Below are 20,961 nucleotides of genomic sequence, written 5' to 3' on the forward strand. Positions count from 1 at the left end.
GCTTTCGCGAGTGTGGCCACTCGCGGCGCTCAGTGGTGAGGCGCGCGATCATGACGATCGTGCTCGCAATGCGAGCCGTGCTCGATCTGCATCGTCACGTGGTTGATCCCGAAGCGCTCGTCGAGCGTATGCGTTACGCGGTCGATGAAAGCATCGTGGTCGTCGGCGCCGGGGCGTACCAGGTGCGCGGTCATCGCGATCTCGCCGGCCCCGAGCGACCAGATATGCAGATGGTGCACGGCCTCTACGCCGGGCTGGGACGAAAGAAACGCGAGCACGTCGCCTTGGTCGATCGAGCGTGGAACCGCATCCATCGCCGCGTCGAAGCTCTCGCGCAGCAGGCCGAACGCGCCGAGCGCGATGACGACACCGATCAGCAGCGCCGTGGCCGGGTCCAGCCACGACCAGCCGAATACCGCCATGCCCAGCCCCGCCAACACCGCCGCGAGTGACACCGCGGCGTCCGCGACGAGGTGCAGGAACGCGCCACGACGATTGAGGTCGTGCTCGTGCCCCGAACGCAGCAGCCAGGCCGCGCCGAGGTTCACTACGATACCGAGCGCGGCGACCAGCACGACGGGAAGCGCAGGGATCTCCGGCGGCGCGTCGAAACGGCGGACGGCCTCCCAGCCGAGCGCGCCGGAAAACGCCACCAGCAGCAGCGCGTTCCCAAGAGGTGACAGCAGCGTCGCGCGCCGCCAGCCATACGTGTGCCGCGCCGTGGGCGGGCGTCGGGCGAGCACCGCAGCGGCCCATGCAAGGCCAAGCCCCAGCACGTCGCCCAGGTTGTGAAGCGCGTCGGACAGCAACGCGAGCGAGTTCGTCGCGAAACCGTATCCGGCTTCGAGGGCCGTGTACGCGAGGTTGACCAGCGTGACGGCCGCGAATGCCCGCGTGCCGTCGTGCGCGTGGTGGTGTCCGGAGTGATGCGAATGCGCCATGCTGGCATCGTGGCATGGGCTGCGGGCCGGACACTATTGCATCCGGTAGCAGCTCAGTCAGGCGGCAGCGCGGCCCTGGACCAGCGTGCCGATGTTCTCGCCACGCAGGATCCGCAGCAGTTCGCCCGGGTGGCTCATGTTAAAGATGCGCAGTGGCAGCTCGCTGTCGCGGGCCAATGCGAACGCTGCCGTATCCATGACCTGCAGGTCACGGCTCAGGACTTCGTCATAGCTCAGGCGGTCGAAGCGCACCGCGTCGGCGTGCTTGTGCGGATCCTTGTCGTACACGCCGTCGACCTTGGTCGCCTTGAGCAACAGGTCGGCCCCGATCTCGATCGCGCGCAGAGCAGCGCCGGAATCGGTGGTGAAGAACGGGCTGCCGACGCCGGCGGCAAAGATCACAAGCCGGCCCTTCTCGAGGTGGCGGATCGCGCGGCGGCGGATGTAGTCCTCGCACACATCGTTGATCTTGATCGCGCTCATCACCCGCGCCTTCGCGCCGAGCTTCTCGAGCGCGTCCTGCATCGCGAGCGCGTTGATGACGGTCGCGAGCATGCCCATCTGGTCGCCGGTCACCCGGTCCATGCCGCCTGCGGCCAGGCCGGCACCGCGGAAGATGTTGCCGCCGCCGATCACGAGGGCTACCTGCGCGCCGGCGCTCTGCGCCTCGATGACCTCGTGCGCGAGGCGGTTGATCACCTTCGGATCGATGCCGTAGTCCTCATCGCCCATCAGCGCCTCGCCGGAGAGTTTCAGGAGGACGCGGTGGTAGGCGAGTTGGGACATGGCGATCTCGGGGGGAGGGCGGCAAACCGCGGCATTGTAAGGGAACGGGCGGGCGCAGTCGCAATCCGGGACGTGCGAAACGCTCACGCGCAGCGGATGCGGCGGGTGGCTAAAGGTGCGCCCGGCAGCTGAAAGTCCCGGTGCACCGTGTGAAGCAATTCAAAAGCTGGGCCCTGCGCTCCAAAGTGTGACGCGCGGCTGGCGTTTCGCCCTATTTTGAAATATAGATACCGCGGCAGTTGCGCTCCGCCCGGTGGGCGGCCGACTGCAGTTTGCCGGCGCACCGCCAAGTGCTCGATCGCAGTGGGGCTGCATCGACGCATGACCGAGGGGCGGTCAGGGGTGCCGGATCTACCATTCCAGGGGATGCAATGAAGACGATTGAAACGGCCGGTCGCGGTCGTGGGAATAGGTTCGCGCGCTCGACGCTGTCGGCGGCGATCGCGAGTGGTCTGGCGCTGGCAGCTGTTCTGCCGGCATCGGCGCAGAGTTATCAGGACCCCGGTCGCCTGGGCGACCCGGCAAGCTGGCGCACCGCGGAGTTCCAGGCCGACTGGGGTCTTGCAGCGATCGGCGCTGAATACGCGTATGCCCGGGGCCTGACCGGCCGCGGCGTGCGTCTCGGCGTCTATGACACCGGTGTCGCCCTGCAGCACGGCGAGTTTGCCGGGCGCAACCACGGCGCGATCAGCATCGGCATGGCCGGCTGCCAGAACACGACCATCGTGCGTGGTCCGGGCAACTGCTTCTTTACCGACGGCCGGGTGTCGGAGATCGACGCCTATTACCTCGGGCGCACGATCCCGTCGAACCTTTCGTTCGGCGGCACGGGCGCCCGTCTGATCCTGCAATACAACGCGCATGGCACGCACGTTGCCGGCACGATGGCCGCCAACCGCAACGGCACCGGCATGCATGGCGTCGCGTTCGGTGCCGACCTGACCTCTGCCCGGCTGTTCTTCAATCGCGTCGTCGAGTACTACGTCGATGGAAGCGGTCGCATCGTGACGCGCACGAACACGACGGGGCCGGACACGGCCACGACGGTGTCGATGTTCAACCAGCTGGGCGCCGCCGGCGTCCGCGCCATCAACCACAGCTGGGGCCTTTCGTCCGAGCCGACGACCCGCACCGCGCTTGACGCGATCTATCGCAATACGGCCAACGCCGACTATTTGCGCACGGCGTTCGTCAATCCGACGCTGCGTTACCAGACTATCCAGGTATGGGCCGCGGGTAACAACAGCGGCAATATCGCCGGCATCTACGCGACCCTGCCGCGTCTGGCTCCCGAAGTCGAGCCGTACTGGCTGAGCGTGGTCAACCTCGCCCAGAACGGCAGCCTCTCGGCGAGCTCGAGCATCTGCGGGTTCAGCGCGAACTGGTGCATCACGGCGCCGGGAACCGGCATCGCCTCGTCCGTCGTGACCGGCACCATCACCGGCCGCGTGATCGAAGGCGCCGACGGCAGCATGCGACTGCTGATCGACTCCGAGCGCCCGGAGTACGGCTACGCGAACTACACCGGTACCTCGATGGCCGCGCCGCACGTGACGGGCGCACTCGGCCTGCTCATGGAGCGCTTCCCGTACCTCAACAACGCGCAGGTCCGCGATGTGCTGCTGACCACGGCGCGTGACCTCGGGGCGCCCGGCGTCGATCCGATCTACGGCTGGGGCCTGATGGATCTGCGTCGCGCGATCGAAGGCCCGGGTCAGATCCGCGTCGATACGAACGTGGTGATGAACCAGCGCGCGGGCGGCGCCCAGACCTGGGACGGCGCCGCATGGGACAACTGGACCAACAACATCGGCGGTCCGGGGCGCCTGACAAAGTCCGGCATCGGCTGGTTGCGCCTCAGCGGAACGAACAGCTTCAACGGTTTGACCGTCAACGACGGTGTGCTGGAGCTGTCCGGCACCAACCGCCTTGGCAGCACCATCATCAACGGTGGTTGGGGCCTCGTCAGTCGCACCGGCGTACTCGCCAACGCGGTGACCGTGAATAGCGGTACGTTCGTCGTCAACGGCGTGCAATCGGGTGGACTGCTGACGGTCAACCGTGGCGGCGCGCTTGCTGGCACCGGCACGGTCGGGACAACTGTGGTCAACGGCACCGTGGCGCCCGGTAATTCGATCGGCACGCTGACGGTCAACGGCAATTACACCCAGCAGGTCGGCTCGATCTTCGAGGCCGAAGTCAACGGGCTGGGCGCTTCCGACCGCATCAACGTCACCGGCCGGGCAAATCTGCTCGGCGGCACCGTGCGTGTGCTCGCCGGGCCGAACGACTATCTGCTGGGCCAGCGTTACACGCTGCTGACCGCGGCGGGCGGCGTTGCCGGCGCCTTCCAGGCCGTCGACTCGAGCGCGTTCTCTCCGTTCCTGCGGTTCAGCCTGGGCTATGCCCCGAACAGTGTTGCGATGGACGTGAGCCGCGGCCGTGCGCTGGCGACCGCCGCCGGTACGCAGAACCAGAGTGCAGTGGCTGCTGCGGCGGACGCGCTGCCAATGACGCATGTCCTTGCGCAGCGACTCACGCAGCTGTTCCCTGCGCAGGCGCCGGCCGCATTCGACGCGCTTAGCGGCGAAGTGCACTCGAGCACGTCCGCGATCCTGGTCGACGAGGCGCGCCACGTGCGCGAGGCGGCGCTCGCGCGCGCCATGCCGCTGCGCTCGCCTTCGGGCGACGATTCGGGCATCACGGCCTGGGCGCAGGTGACGGGCGGCGGCGACGCGCTTCGCAGCGACGGCAATGCCGCGCGTGCGGATTCGCAGAGCAGCAGCCTGCTGGTCGGTGTCGATCACGCAGCCGCCGGCGGCTGGCGGTTCGGTGCGCTCGCCGGCAGTGGGCGCTCCGACCTCCAGGTCGAGGACCGGGCGTCGCGCTCGAACGTCGATAGCCGACACTTCGGTGTCTACGCCGGTAACGCATGGGGTGCATTCCAGATGCGCGCCGGTGCGACCTACGCCCGCCACGACGTCGATACCGAGCGCACGGTGGCGTTCCCGGGCTTCCAGGATCGCAACCGCGCCCGCTATGACGCGAGCTCGGTGCAGGCCTTCGTCGAAGGTGGCTACCGCGTGGAGCGCAGCGACTGGGCGGTCGAGCCGTTCCTGCAGCTGGCCAGCGTGGCGGTCGATTCGGACCGCTTCGTAGAAACCGGCGGGGCCGCGGCGCTCTCGGGTCAGACGGAGGAGACGCGTGCAGGGCTGGCGACTGTCGGCATGCGATTCGAGCGCGGCCTGAAAGCGGCCGGACAGGACGCGAGCTGGCTGTTCGTTCGTGGCGGGATCGGCTGGCGTCATGCGTCCGGCGACCTCAACGCCGCGACGACCGCCGCGTGGAGCGGAGGTTCGGCATTCACCGTGGAGGGCGCTGGAATCGCCGAGTCCGCCGCGGTGGCGAACCTCGGCCTCGGTGCCTGGGTCACGGAAAGCAGCCTGCTCGAGCTGGGCTACAGCGGCCAGTTCGACGACGAGGCGCGCAATCACGGTGTCAACCTGCGTTACTCGGTCGGTTTCTGATTCGACCGGGTGGGTCTGAAAAAGGGGCGGCGAAAGCCGCCCCTTTTTTTTGTGCAGATGAAATGGCGACCCGCGCGGATGCCGATGCCGGCGGGCGGGCGATGTGCCACGGGCCCGGCCGTCACATAGGGCGCAGTTCGACGGTAAATCTCGCCGCAAATCCGTTTTGCCCGGCCAAACAAAAAGGCCGCGCAGAGCGCGGCCTTTCTGCAACTGACCTGGCGGTACGGCTTACGCCAGACCGGCCTGCTTCATCACTTCCGCAGCGAAATCGTCGGTCTGCTTTTCGATGCCTTCGCCAACCGCGAGGCGGACGAAGTTGACGACTTCGGCGCCGGCGGCCTTCAGTGCCTGCTCGACGGTCTGGTTCGTGTCCAGCACGTAGGCCTGGCCGGTGAGGCAGATCTCGTTGACGGTCTTGGCGATCTTGCCGGCGATCATCTTCTCGAGGATCTCCTGCGGCTTGCCGGTGTCCTTGACCTGCGCGAGGGCGATTTCCTTCTCGCGCTCGACGAACTCGGCCGGCACGTGGGCAGGCGAGATGTACGGCGGATTCATCGCGGCGACGTGCATCGCGAGACCGCGTGCCAGTTCGGCATTGCCGCCCTTGACCTCGACGATCACGCCGATGCGGCCGCCGTGCACGTACGCGGCAACGGTGTTGTCGCTGTCGATGCGCGCGAGGCGACGCACCTGCACATTCTCGCCAACCTTGGCGATCACCGCGGCGCGGGATTCCTCGACCGTCTCGCCGGACGGCAGCTTGGTCGCCTTGAGCGCCTCGACGTCGGACGCTTCGAGCGCGGCCTGGCCGACCGAGTCGGTGAAGCCGATGAAGTTGCCGTCCTTCGCTACGAAGTCGGTCTCGGAGTTGATCTCGACGAGAACCGCCTTGCCCGGGGCCTGCGCAGCGACAATGCGGCCTTCGGCAGCAACGCGGCTGGCCTTCTTGTCGGCCTTCGCGAGGCCCGTCTTGCGCAGCCAGTCGGCTGCGGCTTCGATGTCGCCGTTGTTCTCGGTCAGGGCCTTCTTGCACTCCATCATGCCGGCGCCGGTGCGCTCGCGGAGTTCCTTGACCTGGGATGCGGTGATTTCTGCCATGGGGTTACCTCGTGTCGTGGGTCGCTGCGACCACCGGCTGCGGCCCGAAATAAACGGACGCGCGGAGCGGGGCGATCGTGCGAGGAAAAGGGTGCGGACGGAGCCGCCAAGCAGACGCGGCCGCGCATGGTCGCGCGGCCGCATGGCAGGGCGGTGACTTACTGGGCCGGCGCGTCGACAGCGGCGGCGGGTGCGTCGGCAGCGGCCGGCGCATCGACAGCGGCCTTCTTCGGCGCGCCGCGGCCACGGCCCTTGCGCTCGTTGCCGCCTTCGCCTTCACCTTCGACGAACTCTTCCTCGCGCACGGTCGCGGCCTGCGGCGCGGCGGCCTTGCCCTCGAGCACGGCATCGGCGGCGGCGGACGCGTACAGCTGCACGGCGCGGATCGCGTCGTCGTTGCCGGGAATCGCGTAGTCGACCAGTTCCGGGTCGTAGTTGGTGTCGACGACGGCGATGACCGGGATGCCGAGCTTCTTGGCTTCCTTGATCGCGATGTCCTCATGGCCGATGTCGATCACGAAGATTGCGTCGGGCAGTCGGTTCATGTCCTTGATGCCGCCGAGCGACGCCTGGAGCTTGTCGCGCTCGCGGCGCATCTGCAGCACTTCGTGCTTGACCAGCTTCTGGAACGTGCCGTCGGTCTCAGCCGCCTCGAGGTCCTTCAGGCGCTGCACCGACTGCTTGACCGTGCGGAAGTTGGTCAGCGTACCGCCCAGCCAACGCTGGTTCATGTACGGCATGCCGCAACGCTCGGCCTCGTCCTTGATCGCGTCGCGCGCGCTGCGCTTCGTGCCCAGGAACAGGATCATGCCGCGGCGCTGCGCGACGCCCGAGATGAAGTTCATCGCGTCGTTGAACAGCGGAACCGTCTTCTCGAGGTTGATGATGTGGATCTTGCCGCGGGCGCCGAAGATGTACGGGCCCATCTTCGGGTTCCAATAACGGGTCTGGTGGCCGAAGTGGACGCCCGCTTCGAGCATCTGGCGCATGGTGATCTGGGGCATTGCAGAAACTCCAGGAGATGGAATCCGCACCGCCGGACAGGTGAAGGCGGGCTGCTCCGGCAAGCCGAAGCGGGGATTCCGGGGTTGGGCCTCCCTGCTGCGTCCGTGGCCGAACTTCACACCTCATGGTGGAAGCACCCCGGCACGGGATAAGGCAGCAGGTGTGTATTCGCCGATGGCGTCCGGCGTGGACGGTAGCGGGACGGCTGTCCGCGCAGCCGCACAATTCTATCCACAGGCGCCCCAGCGGGCAACCGCGGCATCCAAGTTAGCCGGAGCGACGCAAGCGCGAGCGTGGTATCGACCGGGCGCTGGCCCTGCCGCCGCATCGTGCAGGGCCCGGTTTGCGGATGGCAGGGCATAATGGTGGGATGGCCATCACCATCAAAACCCCCGAGCAGATCGAGCGCATGCGCGTCGCCGGCCGCTTGGCCGCCGAGGTGCTGCAGGTCGTCGCCCCGCATGTGAAACCCGGCGTGACGACCGAGGAACTCGATCGCATCTGCCACGACCACATCGTCCGAATACAGGGCGCCGTGCCGGCGAACGTCGGCTACAAGGGCTTCCCGAAGACGGTCTGCACCTCGGTCAACAACGTGATCTGCCACGGGATTCCGAGCGAATCCAAGGTCCTCAAGGACGGCGACATCGTCAACATCGACGTCACCGTGATCAAGGACGGCTGGCATGGCGATACCAGCCGCATGTACCTCGTCGGCAACCCGTCGGTAATGGCGCGCCGCCTGGTGGACGTTACCCGCGAGGCGATGTTCCGCGGGATCCGCATGGTGAAGCCGGGTGCCACGCTCGGTGATATCGGTGCGACGATTCAGGCCTATGCGGAGTCCGAGCGTTTCAGCGTCGTCCGCGAGTACTGCGGCCACGGTATCGGGCAGGTCTACCACGAGGATCCGCAGGTGCTGCATTACGGCCGTGCCGGCGAAGGGCTGGTGCTGAAGCCCGGCATGACCTTCACGATCGAGCCGATGATCAACGAGGGAACGCGCCATACGAGGGTGCTGCCGGATGGCTGGACCGTCGTGACCAAGGACCGCAAGCTCTCCGCGCAGTGGGAACACACGATCGCGGTGACCGAGGACGGCGTCGAAATCCTGACCCGCCTGCCTGGCGACGATAACGATCTGTGAGTACTTCCGGCGCCGGTCCGGCGCCGGCCGATGCAGGGGGCGGCTTGCCTGCAGGGCTTTCGCCGGACGCAGCCATCGATGATGCAGCCTGGGCGGTCGCAGCACGCGAGGCCCTGCAGTCCGCAGCCGCCGCGATGGAGCGGGGCCTTGATCCCCAGGCCGACATCGACCGCGTGCTCGCGACGCGTACGCAGGTGGCGGATGCCCAGTTGCGCAGTGCGTGGCAGCGCTGCATTCCGGAAGACGCGCCGCTGGCGCTGTTCGCGGTCGGCGGTTACGGGCGCGGGGAACTGTTCCCGCATTCGGACGTCGACCTGCTCGTACTCGCCGAGCCGGAAGCGCAGGCCGCGCATGCCGAGGCGCTGGCGCGTCTGTTCGCATTGCTGTGGGACGCCGGCCTGCCGGTCGGCCATGCGGTGCGCTCCCGCGCGCAGTGCGTCGAGGCCGCGGCCGACATCACCGTATTGACGGCCCTGCTCGAGGCGCGACCGCTTGCGGCCTGCGCCGATGCGGTTCAAACGCTGCAGTCGGCGACCACGTCAGGGCGCATCTGGCCTGCACAGGCGTTTTTCGAGGCCAAGCGCGAGGAACTCCGCGCACGGCACGCCCGTTTCGGTGACACCGCCGACAACCTCGAGCCGAACCTCAAGGAAGGCCCGGGCGGGCTGCGCGACATCCAGACGCTGCGCTGGATGGCGCTGCGCGTGTGCGGTACGTCCGATCTCGAATCGTTGGTCGCGCTCGGGCAACTCGGGGCTGACGAGTTCGCAACGCTGGAGCGACAGCGCCTCCTGCTCTCGCGCCTGCGCCTGGGGCTGCATCTGGTCGCGGGCAAGCGCGAGGAGCGGCTTCGGTTCGACTACCAGAAGCTGCTCGCCTCGCGACTGGGCTATGACGACACGGCCGACAGCCTCGCCGTCGAGCAGATGATGCAGGGCTTCTATCGCGCGGCTGCGCTGGTGCTGCGCATCGGCGAGCGGGTGCTGCAGCGTTTCGAGGAACAGATCGAAGGCGAGGCATCGCCGCGGCCGATCGACGCCCACTTTGAACTGCGCCGTGGTTACCTCGCGGCGCGCGACGGCGCCTGGCCGCAGCGGCCGTCGGAGGTGTTCGCGCTGTTTGCGACCTGGGCCGGATGCGTGGATGTGCGCGGGCTGCATTCGCGTACGGCGCGTGCGCTGGCTGAAGCCTTGCCGCAGGTGCCGGCCTACACGGAAGCCGACCCGGCATTGCGCCGGCAGTTCGTGCAGCTGCTGCGCGGGCCGCAGCCGGTCGAAACGCTGACGCGCATGGCGCGGCTTGGCGCGCTCGGGCGCTGGATTCCCGCATTCTCGAACGTTTCGGGTCGGATGCAGTTCGACCTGTTCCATGTGTTCACGGTCGACCAGCACACGTTGGCGGTACTGAAGAACCTGGCGTCATTCGCCTCCGGCAAGCCTGACGAACGCTTCGCGCTTGCGCACGAGGTCTGGCCGAAGCTGCGAAAGCCCGAACTGCTGTTGCTCGCCGGCCTGTTCCACGACATCGCAAAAGGTCGGGGCGGTGACCATTCCGAACTCGGCGCCGTCGACGCGCGCGAGTTCTGCGCGGCACACGGGTTGTCGGAAGGCGACACCGCATTGGTTGAATGGCTGGTGCGGCGGCATTTGCTGATGTCGATCACCGCGCAGAAGCAGGACATCGGTGATCCGGAAGTCATCCACCGATTCGCGACCGCCGTGGCGGACCGCGAGCGGCTCGACCACCTCTATCTGCTGACCTGCGCCGATATCGCGGGCACATCGCCGAAGCTCTGGAACGCGTGGAAGGACCGCCTCCTCGCCGACCTCTACACCTCGACCCGTCTTGCACTGCGGCGCGGGCTGGAAAACCCGGTCGCGGCGCACGAGCGCAGTGCCGAGACGCGCTACGCCGCGGCGGCGATGCTCGGTGCGCTCGGGATTCCGGAGGCCCAGATCGAGACGCTGTTCGCCCGCATGCCTGAAATCGGCTTCCAGCGTGGACGGGCAGATCAGATCGCATGGCAGGCGGCATCGCTGCGCGGCACCGCGGCCGGCGATACGCGTGTGCGGGTGCGCCCGCTCGCGGGCTCGACCGGCGCTCTGGAGGTGTTCGTGCATTCGCCGGACCGCGAAGGCCTGTTCGCCGCGATCGTCGCGACGCTCGACCGCGCAGGCCTGGCGATCCAGCAGGCGCGCGTCCTCGACGGGCCGCAGGGCGCCGTGTTCGACACGTTCGAGGTGGTGCCGGCACAGTCGCACCTGAAACCTGCGGCGGACGACGTCGAGCGCAGGCTCGCGGCGGCGCTTGCAGGCGACCTCGAGGCGGTACGGCCGACGCGCAGGACGCAGCCGCGCCACCTGCGTCATTTCCGCATCGCGCCGCAGATCGGCTTCGATGCGGCCGGACCGGGCCGGACGTTGTTGAGTCTGGTCTGCACCGACCGCCCCGGCCTGCTCGCCGACGTCACCCAGGTGTTACGCGACCAGTCGCTGAGCGTCCACGACGCACGCATTGCAACCTTCGGCGAGCGCGCCGAGGACGTATTCCAGATCACCCGCACCGACGCGGACGGCGAACGCCGGCCGCTTGACCATGCACAGCAACAGGCATTGCGCGAAGCCCTGCGCGATTGCCTCGACGGAGAACTGCGATGAGCCCGCCCGAAACCACTGCCCCGACCGCCGGCGCGACCGATGCGTCGTCGACGCAGGATGCATCCGCGAACGCCCAGCTGCGTGCCGTCATCGACGACGCATGGGAGCGCCGGACGTCGCTCGCATCCGGCGAGGTCGAGGGCTCGACGCGACCTGCGGTCGAGCGGGTCATCGCGGGGCTCGAGAGCGGTGCGTTCCGTGTCGCCGAGCCAGACGGGCAGGGCGGCTGGACGGTCAACGAGTGGTTGAAGAAGGCGGTGCTGCTGTACTTCCGCGTCAACGACATGCGCGTGGTCGAGGCCGACCCGGCGCCGTTTTGGGACAAGGTGCCAGCGCGGTTCGAAGGCTATGGCGAGAGCGAGTTCCGCAAGCTCGGCGCACGCGTGGTGCCGGGCGCGATCGCGCGGCGCGGCAGCTTCATCGGCAAGGACGTCGTGCTGATGCCGAGCTTCGTGAACATCGGCGCGCACGTCGGCGAGGGCACGATGGTCGATACCTGGGCGACGGTCGGTTCGTGCGCGCAGATCGGCAAGCACTGCCATCTCTCGGGCGGTGCGGGGATCGGCGGTGTGCTCGAGCCGCTGCAGGCGACGCCGACGATCATCGAGGACCACTGCTTCATCGGTGCGCGCTCGGAAGTCGTCGAAGGCTTCGTAGTCGGCCACCACAGCGTGATCGGCATGGGCGTTTTTCTCGGCCAGAGCACGCGCGTGTACAACCGCATGACCGGCGAGATCAGCTACGGCTCGGTGCCGCCGTACAGCGTAGTGGTGTCGGGTCAGTTGCCGGCGAAGGACGGTTCGCACTCGCTGTATTGCGCGGTGATCGTCAAGCAGGTCGATGAGAAGACGCGGTCGAAGACGAGCATCAATGACCTGCTGCGTGGTCTGGCGGACTGAGGCTTCCCTAGCGGGGTGCAGGCGCATGGCTGCAAGCGCGACACGCCGCAAGTACGTCCATATAGGCTCTTCGGCGGCATCCATGCCGCCGAAGGTCGCGCCCGCAGCCACGCACCTGCACCCAACGGAGTTCGCCGCGTCATGACGGTTCTTTACGGCCTCAGCAACTGCGACACCTGCCGCAAAGCCCGCAAGTGGCTCGACCGCTTCGGCATCGCACACTCATTCGTCGACTACCGCGACCAGCAGCAGCCGCCCGAAACGCTGGTGGAGTGGAAGGACAGGCTTGGCGGCTGGGACGCGATGATCAACAAGTCATCGACGACATGGCGCACGCTGCCGGACAGCCGCAAGTCCCCGCAGTCGGACGCCGAGTGGAAGCTGCTGCTGCGTGAATACCCGCAGCTGATCCGCCGGCCGGTGGTCGTGACCGAAGATGGCGAAGTCACGCAGGGCTTCAGCGACAACGGGTTCAGGAAGCGGTTCGGAGTCGGCGCATGAGCGAGGTGCTGGACCTGACGCGTGCGCTGATCGAACAGCGATCGGTGACGCCCGATGACGCCGGCTGCCAGGCGCTGATCCGGACCAGGCTCGAGCGCGCCGGCTTTGAATGCGAGCAACTGCCATTCGGCGAAGTCGACAATCTCTGGGCCGTCCACGGCAGCGATGGCCCCACGCTCGTTCTGCTCGGGCATACCGACGTGGTGCCGCCAGGCCCGCGCGAAGCCTGGGCCAGTGACCCGTTCGTGCCCGAGATTCGCGATGGCGTGCTGTACGGGCGCGGCGCGGCCGACATGAAGGGCAGCGTGGCTGCGTTCGTGGTCGCGCTCGAGCGCTTCGTCGCGGCGCACCCGGAGCATCGCGGGCGCGTGGCGTTGTTGCTGACCTCGGACGAGGAAGGCGATGCGATCGATGGCGTACGCAAGGTGGCCGAGGTCTTCCGCGCGCGCGGCGAGCGGCTGGACTGGTGCATCACCGGCGAACCGTCGTCGACCGCCGAGCTCGGCGATCTGCTGCGCGTGGGTCGTCGCGGCACGTTGTCGGCGACGCTGACCGTGCGCGGCATCCAGGGGCACGTCGCGTATCCGGACAAGGCGCGCAATCCGATCCACCAGGCGTTGCCTGCGCTCGCTGAACTCGCGGCGCGGCGCTGGGACGAAGGTTACGAGTCGTTCCCGCCGACCAGCCTGCAGATCAGCAACGTCCACGCCGGTACCGGCGCGAACAACGTGATTCCCGGTGAGCTGCAGGTGCTGTTCAACCTGCGCTTCAACCCGAACTGGCAGGCGGCGCAGCTCGAAGCCGAATGCGAGACGGTGCTCCGCAGGCACGGGCTGGAGTACGCCGTGCACTGGCACCGCGGGGGCGAGCCGTTCTACACGCCCGAAGGCCCGCTGCGTGCAGCGGCGCGTGACGTGCTGGCCCGGTTCGCGGGGCGGCCTCCGGAGGAAAGCACCGGTGGCGGCACATCTGATGCACGCTTCATCGCCCCGCTGGGCGCGCAGTGCGTCGAGATCGGTCCCGTGAACGCGAGCATCCACAAGGTTGACGAGCATGTCTCGGTCGCGGATCTCGAAGCGCTGCCGGATGTTTATCTGGCGATGATGGAACGCCTGCTTACGGACTGAGTCTGCAGGCGTCGGGCATTCGCGGCGTTCCTCGCCGGCGTCTGCATACGCTCAGCTGGCCCACACCTGCGGATCGCGCGCGTCCCGCGCCGATAAGCTCCGCGGCGAGTGCCGGCGCGTCCCCTTTTAGCGCGCCGCCGACGCGGGCGACAGCTGCATCGAGTACCGCGTCGGGCCCGGCAGAAACGGCGAGGGACGGCCGTGCACCCAGTCGTCGTGGCCAGCGCCCCAGAACGGCGAAAGCAGGTGTCCGCTCTGTCCGCCGGGCATCTGGATGATGCCTTCACGCTCGTTGCCCGGTGATACCACCATGCGCTGCGACGCGCCGGAATCCGGCCCCTGCACGCGCGGCATATGGGTGTCGCCGCGCAGGGGTTCGGCGGGCATGCACAGGATGCCGTGCGTGAATACCGGCAACGCCCGTGCCATCGGGTGGCAGATGCGCGCGGTGTTGCGCTCGCCCCAGGTGCGGGCCGACAGCGGCCCGGCTTCGGCCAGTTCGTTGCGAACGTCGCGCGCGGCGTCCTCGAGCAGCGCATCCCAGCTTTTGAAGCGCGGGGGCAGCAGGTGGGCGGGGCGTTGCTGCAGCATCGGCCAGACCGCGCCTTCGAGCTGCGGCAGCGACGGCATCTCGAAGGAGTCGCCGAGCGCGGCCTGTGCCGGCGCGGTCAGCCCGTCGGCGATACGCTCCAGCACTTCGAGCCTCCACGCGCGCACGATGCGGTAGCTCGTCGAGTCAGCGACCGCGTGCGTCGGCCAGTTCGCGTCGGCCGACGCCAATGCATCGAGCGCGGGTGTGCCCGTGCTTGCCGCGGCCTGACGCAGCAGCTGCCACCAGCGTTCGAGAAATAGCGTGCGGTCATCGAGCTGGATCGCGAGCAGGTCCTCTTCGTCGAGTTTCGACTTGGCGAACAGGGCGTCGCGAATCTGCTGGCCACGGGCGCCGAGCACGTAGCCACCGTCGCCGATGCGTGCGAGCGCCGGGCCATCGGCGACGCGCGAGTTCGCCGTCCACAGGCGGCCGTGGGCCGGGTCGACGATGCGCGGGTTCGTGGAGTTGGAGAGCGACCACGGAGGACAGCCTGCTGACTGCACCGCGACAAAGCTGCGCGGGTCGCTCCCAGCGGACGCATCGCACACCAACGTGCGCGCCGGCATCGGCCCGAGCAGACGCCACCCGATGCGTCCCGTGCGGTCGCCGACGAGCAGGTTCTGCGCGGGGATCGCGACGTTGTCGGCAGCACGCATCGCCTCGTCCACTGAAGCAACACGCGCGAAGTCCGCCAGCCCCATCGTCAGTGCACCAGGTAGATGCGCCACCCAGCGCAGCGCGAACGCATCGCCGTTCGCTTCGCGATGCAGCACCGGGCCCCAGGGCGTTTCCTCCACCGGCAGCAGCACGTCTTCGGCGCCTGCCACGCGGATGCGCTCGACATGCGTGGTCGTGCGGCACTGCGGCGGCTGCGGACGCGCGCCGCATCCGGACAGCCGCTGCCAGTCCAGCCAGTCGCCGTAGCTGTTCGTGAATCCCCAGGCCACATGGCCGTTGCTGCCGACGACCACCACAGGCTGGCCGGGCAGCGTGAAACCGCCGACATCGACGCGGCCGCCCGGTGCGGCCGGGTCGGGATAGCGCAGCTGGGCGCGGAACCAGATGTTCGGTGCGCGCAGGCCGAGGTGCATGTCGTCGGCGACGATCGAACGTCCGTCCTCGGTCAGTGCTCCGGAGACGGCGAAGTTGTTGCTGCCTACTTCCGATACAGCAGGCAGGCGTGGTGTCGGCCGTTCGACATCGTTCTCCAGACGGCGCAGGTCGACCTCGTCTGCCGAAGGCAGCTTTGCATCACCGACCGCGCCACCGCTGAGCGGCGCATCCCAGCTGCTGCCCGGATGCGTGAGCAGCGCATACAGCGCAGGTGGCAGGTGCGGGCGGATGCGGGCGAGCGCGAGTTCGCGCGAGTTCGCGGAGTCCTGCAGGTCGAAATACATCGCCATTGCGACCAGCGGTGAGTCCTCCACGCGCCACGGTTGCGGCAGCGTCCGCAACAGCAGGTAGGGCCACGGACGCACCGCGAGGTCGGCGAGCCCGGCATTCACGCCTTCGGTGTAGGCCTGGAGCATCTCGCGCTGCGGTCCGGAGATCGCGGCGAGATCGAGCCGCACCCGCGAGCGCATGCGGTGCACCCGTTTAGCCCGGTCCGCATCGATCGCGACCGGGCCGAACAGTTCGGCCAGCTCGCCTGCCGCCGTGCGACGCAGCAGGTCCATTTCGAAGTAGCGCTCCTGCGCATGCACATAGCCGAGTGCGCGCGCCGCGTCGGCCTCGTTGGCCGCATCGATCGTGACCACACCAAGCGCATCGCGCTGCACCGACACCGGGGCCGACATCCCAGGCACCGCGACCTCGCCCTCGAGCTGCGGCAGGCTGCCGCGCAATAACCACCAGGCGAGGACCGCCGCTGCAAGAAGCACGACGAAAAGCGCGATCGCCGCTCGGGCGGGCCAACTACTGGGGCGAAGGTTCGGCATCGCCGCAGCTTAGTCGAGGCTGGCGCGGGCGCCCATGGGTGTGTCGGTCCGACACGCATCGTCGCGATCGGACGTTGCAATTGCGGCAGTTGCACAGCCGAGGCGCACGGCGCAGGATCGGCCCATGCCTGCCGCTTCCAGCCCCGTTTCGATGACGTCCGCCGCGCTCGACCGCGCGCAGGGATGCGTCGTGGCTGCACCGCAGGTCGACACCAACAATCCGCGCAATAACAACGTCAGCCCACCGCAGGCCGGCGACTAGCGCACACGTTCCATCGCTATCGCTCCCAAAGGCCTGCACTGCGAAGTGCGGGCCTTTTTGTTTTCACGGTTCCGACTCCACCACTGCCGACAACGAGGTTCCCCGATGTGCTCGATCCTGTGTGCGTTCGACCTGCGCCCCGGCGCCGATCTGCGGATGCTGCGTCCGCTTGCCATGTCCCTGTCCGCCAGCCAGCGGCATCGCGGCCCGGACTGGTCCGGCGTCCATGCCGATGCCCAGGCACTGCTGGTGCATGAGCGATTGGCCATCGTCGACCCGGCCGGCGGTGCGCAGCCGTTGCGCTCGGCCGATGGCGAGCTTGCGCTGGCGGTGAATGGGGAGATCTACAACCACCGCGACATCAGGGACAGGCTCGAGCAGGCGTATGCGTTCGGCAGCGGCTCGGATTGCGAGGTCATCAATGCCCTGTACCGCAGCGGGGGCGACGTCGGTCGATGGCTGGACGACCTCAACGGCATCTTCGCGTTCGCGTTGTGGGACCGCGCCGCGGGCCGGTTCGTGATCGCGCGCGATCCGCTCGGCGTATGTCCGCTGTACTGGGGGCACGACGGCGACGGCCGGCTCTGGGTGGCGTCGGAAATGAAGGCGCTGGCACGCCTGTGCGAGGACGTGGCGGCGTTCCCGCCCGGGCACTGGTTCGACAGTGAGACGGGCGAGCTGCGCCGCTACCACCGGCGCGCATGGCGCGACTACGAAGCCACGCGGGGTGCGGAAGTTTCGCCTGCCGAGCTGCGGCATGCGTTCGAGCGCGCCGTGCATCGGCAGCTCATGAGCGACGTGCCTTACGGCGTGCTGCTCTCTGGCGGGCTGGACTCCTCGCTCGTCGCCGCCTGCGCCGCGCGGTTCGCCCGCCGGCGCATCGAGCAGGACGACCAGGCCGAAGCCTGGTGGCCGCGGCTGCACTCGTTCGCGATCGGGCTCGACGGCTCGCCGGACCTCGCGGCTGCGCAGATCGCCGCCGATGCAATCGGCACGGTGCATCACGGCTTTACCTACAGCTTCGAGGAAGGGCTCGATGCCCTGCCTGAGGTGATCCGACACGTCGAAACCTACGACGTGACCACGATCCGCGCGTCCACGCCGATGTTCCTGCTGGCGCGGCGCATCCGCGCGATGGGCGTGAAAATGGTGCTGTCGGGCGAGGGCGCCGATGAGGTGTTCGGCGGGTATCTGTATTTCCACAAGGCGCCGAACGCGCGCGAGTTCCATGCCGAGACCGTGCGGAAACTCGATGCCCTGCACCAGTTCGACTGCCTGCGCGCCAACAAGTCGATGATGGCCTGGGGCGTCGAGCCGCGCGTGCCATTCCTCGATCTCGAGTTTCTTGACGTTGCGATGCGCATGGATGCGCGGCTGAAGATGGCGCGCCCCGGGCCCGATGGCGGTCGCGCGATCGAGAAGGCAGTCCTGCGCGAGGCGTTCAAAGGCTACCTGCCGGATGGAATCCTCTGGCGGCAGAAGGAGCAGTTCAGCGATGGCGTAGGGTACGGCTGGATCGACGGGCTCAAGGCGCATGCCGAGCGCATCGTCAGCGATGCCGAACTCGCAGCGGCGGCCGTTCGCTTTCCGCTCAATCCGTCCGCGACGAAAGAGGCGTACTGGTATCGCAGCCTCTTCGAACGTTATTTTCCGACCGCCGCGTGCGCGGCCACGGTCCCGGCCGGAAGATCGATCGCGTGCTCATCACCAGTTGCGATCGCATGGGACGCCGCGTTCGCGGCTGCGGCTGACCCCTCGGGCCGTTCCGTGGCCGGAGTTCACCGCGCCGCACTGGCGGACGCGGATGCAACGCTGCAACCGGCAGCTGCGTTGCTCTGATCGCAGTCGAGTCGGGTCGCCGAAGTGAAAACGGCCTGGACAGTGGAGTGCTGTCCGGGCCGCGGTATGACGGCGGATCGGGGCGCCGCCGTGGTTACTCGACGGACAGCCCTTCGACCTTCTGCCAGCCACGTGGCAGCAAGCCACCGCGCGTTGCACGCGTGCCGATGTAGGGCTCGAGGTCGGCGAACTTCAATGTCATCGTGCGCGTGCCCGACTTGACACTCAGCGTGCCGCCCGGTGACACGGCGGCAACCGCGACGACGCGTTCGGTGCCGAGTTTTGCCTTCGGGATCTCGATGAGCTTGTTGCCCTTGCCCTTATCGAGCTCGGGCACGTCAGCGATCGGGAACGCGAGCATGTGGCCGGCATTCGTGACCGCAACGAGCAGGTCCTTGGACACATCGGCCGCGGCCGCGGGCGGCAGCACCTTCGCGCCCGGCGTCAGCGACAGCATCGCCTTGCCGGCCTTGTTGCGGCTGACGAGGTTCTCGAAGCGTGTCAGGAAGCCGTAGCCGTGGCTGGTCGCAAGTACGAAGCGGGTGTCGTTGTCGCCGCTGGCAAGTGCCTGGAACGATGCGCCCGGCGCCGGCGAAAAGCGCCCGGTCAACGGCTCGCCGTTTCCGCGTGCCGAGGGCAGGCCGTGGACGATCGCCGAGTACGCGCGGCCGGTCGAATCGAGGAACGCGACCTGCTGCGTGCTGCGGCTGCGCACCGCGGCCATGAGCCCGTCGCCTTCGCGGTAGTTCAGCGTCGACGGATCGATGTCGTGGCCCTTCGCCGCGCGCACCCAGCCCTTCTCGCTGATCACGACCGTCATCGGCTCGCTCGGCACCAGCTCGGTTTCGGAGAGCGCCTGCGCGGCGCCGCGCGCGACCAGCGGTGAGCGCCGTGCGTCGCCGTACTTCTTCGCATCGGCGATCAGTTCGTCCTTGACCAGCTTCTTGAGCTTGGCCTTGCTGCCGAGCGTCGCGATGATGCGTGCGCGTTCGTCGTCGAGCTCGGCCTGTTCGGTGCGGATCCGCATTTCCTCCAGACGGGCGAGCTGACGCAGCTTCGTCTCGAGGATGTAGTCGGTCTGCTCGGCGGTGAGCTTGAAGCGCTGCATCAGCACGGGCTTGGGCTCGTCCTCGGAGCGGATGATGCGGATCACCTCGTCGAGGTTGAGATACGCGATCAACAGGCCTTCGAGCATGTGCAGCCGGCGCTCGACCTTTTCGAGGCGGTGCTTGAGCCGGCGCGTAACCGTGTCGGTGCGGAACTCCAGCCATTCGGTCAGGAAGGCCTTGAGGCTCTTGACCTGCGGGCGGCCATCGAGGCCGATCACGTTGAAGTTGACTCGGTAGCTCTTTTCCAGGTCCGTCGTCGCAAACAGGTGGCCCATCAGCGGCTCGACGTCGACGCGGTTGCTGCGCAGCACCAGCACGATACGGGTCGGATTCGCGTGGTCGGATTCGTCGCGCAGGTCCTCCAGCCATGGCAACTTCTTCGCGCGCATCTGCGTCGCGATCTGCTCGATCACCTTGCCCGGCGATGCCTGGTGGGGCAGTGCCGTCACCACGATATTCGGACCGTCTTTCTCGTACACGGCGCGCGTGCGCACGCTGCCGCCGCCGGTCTCGTACATCTGCAGCAGGTCCGCCGCAGGCGTGATGATTTCGGCCGTGGTCGGGTAGTCGGGCCCGCGCACGTGCTCGCAGAGGTCGCGCGTGGTCGCGTCGGGATCATCGAGCAGCCGCACGCAGGCGCTCACGACCTCGCGCAGATTGTGCGGCGGCACGTCGGTCGCCATGCCGACCGCGATGCCGGTGGTGCCGTTGAGCAGCAGGTGCGGCAGGCGCGCCGGCATCCAGGTCGGCTCTTCCAGCGTGCCGTCGAAGTTCGGCGTCCAGTCCACCGTGCCGTGCGCGAGTTCACCGAGCAGCACTTCGGCGATCGGCGTGAGCTTCGACTCGGTGTAGCGCATTGCCGCGAACGACTTCGGATCATCGCTGGAGCCGAAGTTGCCCTGGCCCTCGATCAGCGGATAGCGGTACGAGAACGGCTGCGCCATCAGCACCATCGCCTCGTAGCAGGCACTGTCGCCGTGCGGGTGGTATTTGCCGATCACGTCACCGACCGTGCGCGCCGACTTCTTCGGCTTCGCGCCTGCGTTGAGCCCAAGCTCGCTCATCGAGTAGATGATGCGGCGCTGCACCGGCTTGAGCCCGTCGCCGAGGAACGGCAGTGCGCGGTCGAGCACCACGTACATCGAATAATCGAGATAGGCACGTTCCGCATATTCGTGCAGCGGGATCTGCTCGAAGCCGTGGAAAGTCGTGCGGACGGGGTCGGTCATGGAAGCCATCGTTCGTTGGGACGCGGCGATTCTACCGGCGCCCTGTCTTTGCGCCTGAGACCGTAGGCGCTTGAAGCCGTTCAGGCCGCGGACGGCCTCGCGACATCCATCGCCGCGCTTCGCCCGTATCTGAAGCATCGAAGCAGAAGGGGAATCCGATGCCGGAGCAGCTATCAGCACGAAATGTGACGGCGTCGGCATCGCAGTATGCGTCGGGCGGACGCGGTCTGCGCAGGGGTGTCACGCCCGCGCGCCAAGGCATCCGAGTAGGCGGTGTATCGCTGTGGCCGGCGGAAATGCTT

General features: G+C 67.8%; 14 protein-coding genes. 8 read left to right on the forward strand and 6 right to left on the reverse strand.

What is annotated here, in order from left to right:
• Positions 1–29: 29 nt before the first annotated feature.
• Positions 30–941 carry a cation diffusion facilitator family transporter gene (locus ACFFGH_RS14330; protein ID WP_386669368.1) on the reverse strand — a complete coding sequence of 304 codons (912 nt, stop codon included), beginning with the start codon at positions 939–941 and terminating at the stop codon, positions 30–32.
• Positions 942–998: 57 nt separating this feature from the next.
• A complete protein-coding gene (gene pyrH, locus ACFFGH_RS14335; RefSeq protein WP_386670223.1) occupies positions 999–1,727 on the reverse strand; it encodes a UMP kinase in 729 nt (242 codons plus the stop codon).
• A 371-nt stretch (positions 1,728–2,098) separates the two neighbouring features.
• On the opposite strand from pyrH, the gene ACFFGH_RS14340 reads away from it, so the two are divergent.
• Positions 2,099–5,254, forward strand: coding sequence for an autotransporter domain-containing protein (locus ACFFGH_RS14340; RefSeq protein ID WP_386669371.1), 3,156 nt, complete (start codon positions 2,099–2,101; stop codon positions 5,252–5,254).
• A 231-nt stretch (positions 5,255–5,485) separates the two neighbouring features.
• Here ACFFGH_RS14340 and tsf read toward each other — a convergent pair whose 3' ends face one another.
• Together tsf and rpsB are read right to left on the reverse strand one after the other, a co-directional pair.
• On the reverse strand, positions 5,486–6,355 hold the full coding sequence (tsf, locus tag ACFFGH_RS14345; RefSeq protein ID WP_386669372.1) for a translation elongation factor Ts: 870 nt from the start codon (positions 6,353–6,355) through the stop codon (positions 5,486–5,488).
• Between the two features lie 158 nt (positions 6,356–6,513).
• Positions 6,514–7,359: a 30S ribosomal protein S2 gene (rpsB, locus tag ACFFGH_RS14350; protein WP_386669374.1), complete on the reverse strand. Its 846-nt coding sequence runs from the start codon at positions 7,357–7,359 to the stop codon at positions 6,514–6,516.
• Positions 7,360–7,730: 371 nt separating this feature from the next.
• Here rpsB and map point away from each other — a divergent pair, with 371 nt between their 5' ends.
• The 5 genes from map to dapE all read left to right on the forward strand — a co-directional run bounded on the left by map (position 7,731) and on the right by dapE (position 13,691).
• Positions 7,731–8,507 (forward strand): type I methionyl aminopeptidase, encoded by a 777-nt coding sequence (gene map, locus ACFFGH_RS14355; RefSeq protein ID WP_386669376.1) that lies wholly within the window; start codon positions 7,731–7,733, stop codon positions 8,505–8,507.
• Between the two features lie 44 nt (positions 8,508–8,551).
• On the forward strand, positions 8,552–11,164 hold the full coding sequence (gene glnD, locus ACFFGH_RS14360) for a [protein-PII] uridylyltransferase (RefSeq protein WP_386670225.1): 2,613 nt from the start codon (positions 8,552–8,554) through the stop codon (positions 11,162–11,164).
• Complete coding sequence (gene dapD / locus ACFFGH_RS14365) at positions 11,119–12,063, forward strand: 2,3,4,5-tetrahydropyridine-2,6-dicarboxylate N-succinyltransferase (protein WP_386670227.1); 945 nt, start codon at positions 11,119–11,121, stop codon at positions 12,061–12,063. The genes glnD and dapD overlap by 46 nt, the downstream gene beginning before the upstream one ends.
• Before the next feature lie 141 nt (positions 12,064–12,204).
• Positions 12,205–12,564 carry a Spx/MgsR family RNA polymerase-binding regulatory protein gene (locus tag ACFFGH_RS14370; RefSeq protein WP_386670229.1) on the forward strand — a complete coding sequence of 120 codons (360 nt, stop codon included), beginning with the start codon at positions 12,205–12,207 and terminating at the stop codon, positions 12,562–12,564.
• Positions 12,561–13,691, forward strand: coding sequence for a succinyl-diaminopimelate desuccinylase (dapE, locus tag ACFFGH_RS14375; protein WP_386669378.1), 1,131 nt, complete (start codon positions 12,561–12,563; stop codon positions 13,689–13,691). The genes ACFFGH_RS14370 and dapE overlap by 4 nt, the downstream gene beginning before the upstream one ends.
• Positions 13,692–13,817: 126 nt before the next feature.
• Here dapE and ACFFGH_RS14380 read toward each other — a convergent pair whose 3' ends face one another.
• Positions 13,818–16,220 (reverse strand): penicillin acylase family protein, encoded by a 2,403-nt coding sequence (locus ACFFGH_RS14380; RefSeq protein ID WP_386669380.1) that lies wholly within the window; start codon positions 16,218–16,220, stop codon positions 13,818–13,820.
• A gap of 124 nt (positions 16,221–16,344) precedes the next feature.
• Between ACFFGH_RS14380 and ACFFGH_RS14385 the strand changes: the two genes are divergently transcribed.
• Entirely contained in the window at positions 16,345–16,482 is a 138-nt protein-coding gene (locus ACFFGH_RS14385; protein ID WP_386669382.1) for a hypothetical protein, read from the forward strand.
• Between the two features lie 105 nt (positions 16,483–16,587).
• Positions 16,588–18,321 carry an asparagine synthase B gene (gene asnB / locus ACFFGH_RS14390; protein ID WP_386669383.1) on the forward strand — a complete coding sequence of 578 codons (1,734 nt, stop codon included), beginning with the start codon at positions 16,588–16,590 and terminating at the stop codon, positions 18,319–18,321.
• Between the two features lie 94 nt (positions 18,322–18,415).
• Here asnB and parC read toward each other — a convergent pair whose 3' ends face one another.
• On the reverse strand, positions 18,416–20,659 hold the full coding sequence (parC, locus tag ACFFGH_RS14395) for a DNA topoisomerase IV subunit A (protein ID WP_386670230.1): 2,244 nt from the start codon (positions 20,657–20,659) through the stop codon (positions 18,416–18,418).
• Positions 20,660–20,961 lie beyond the last annotated feature (302 nt).

It is taken from the genome of Lysobacter korlensis (assembly GCF_042434515.1).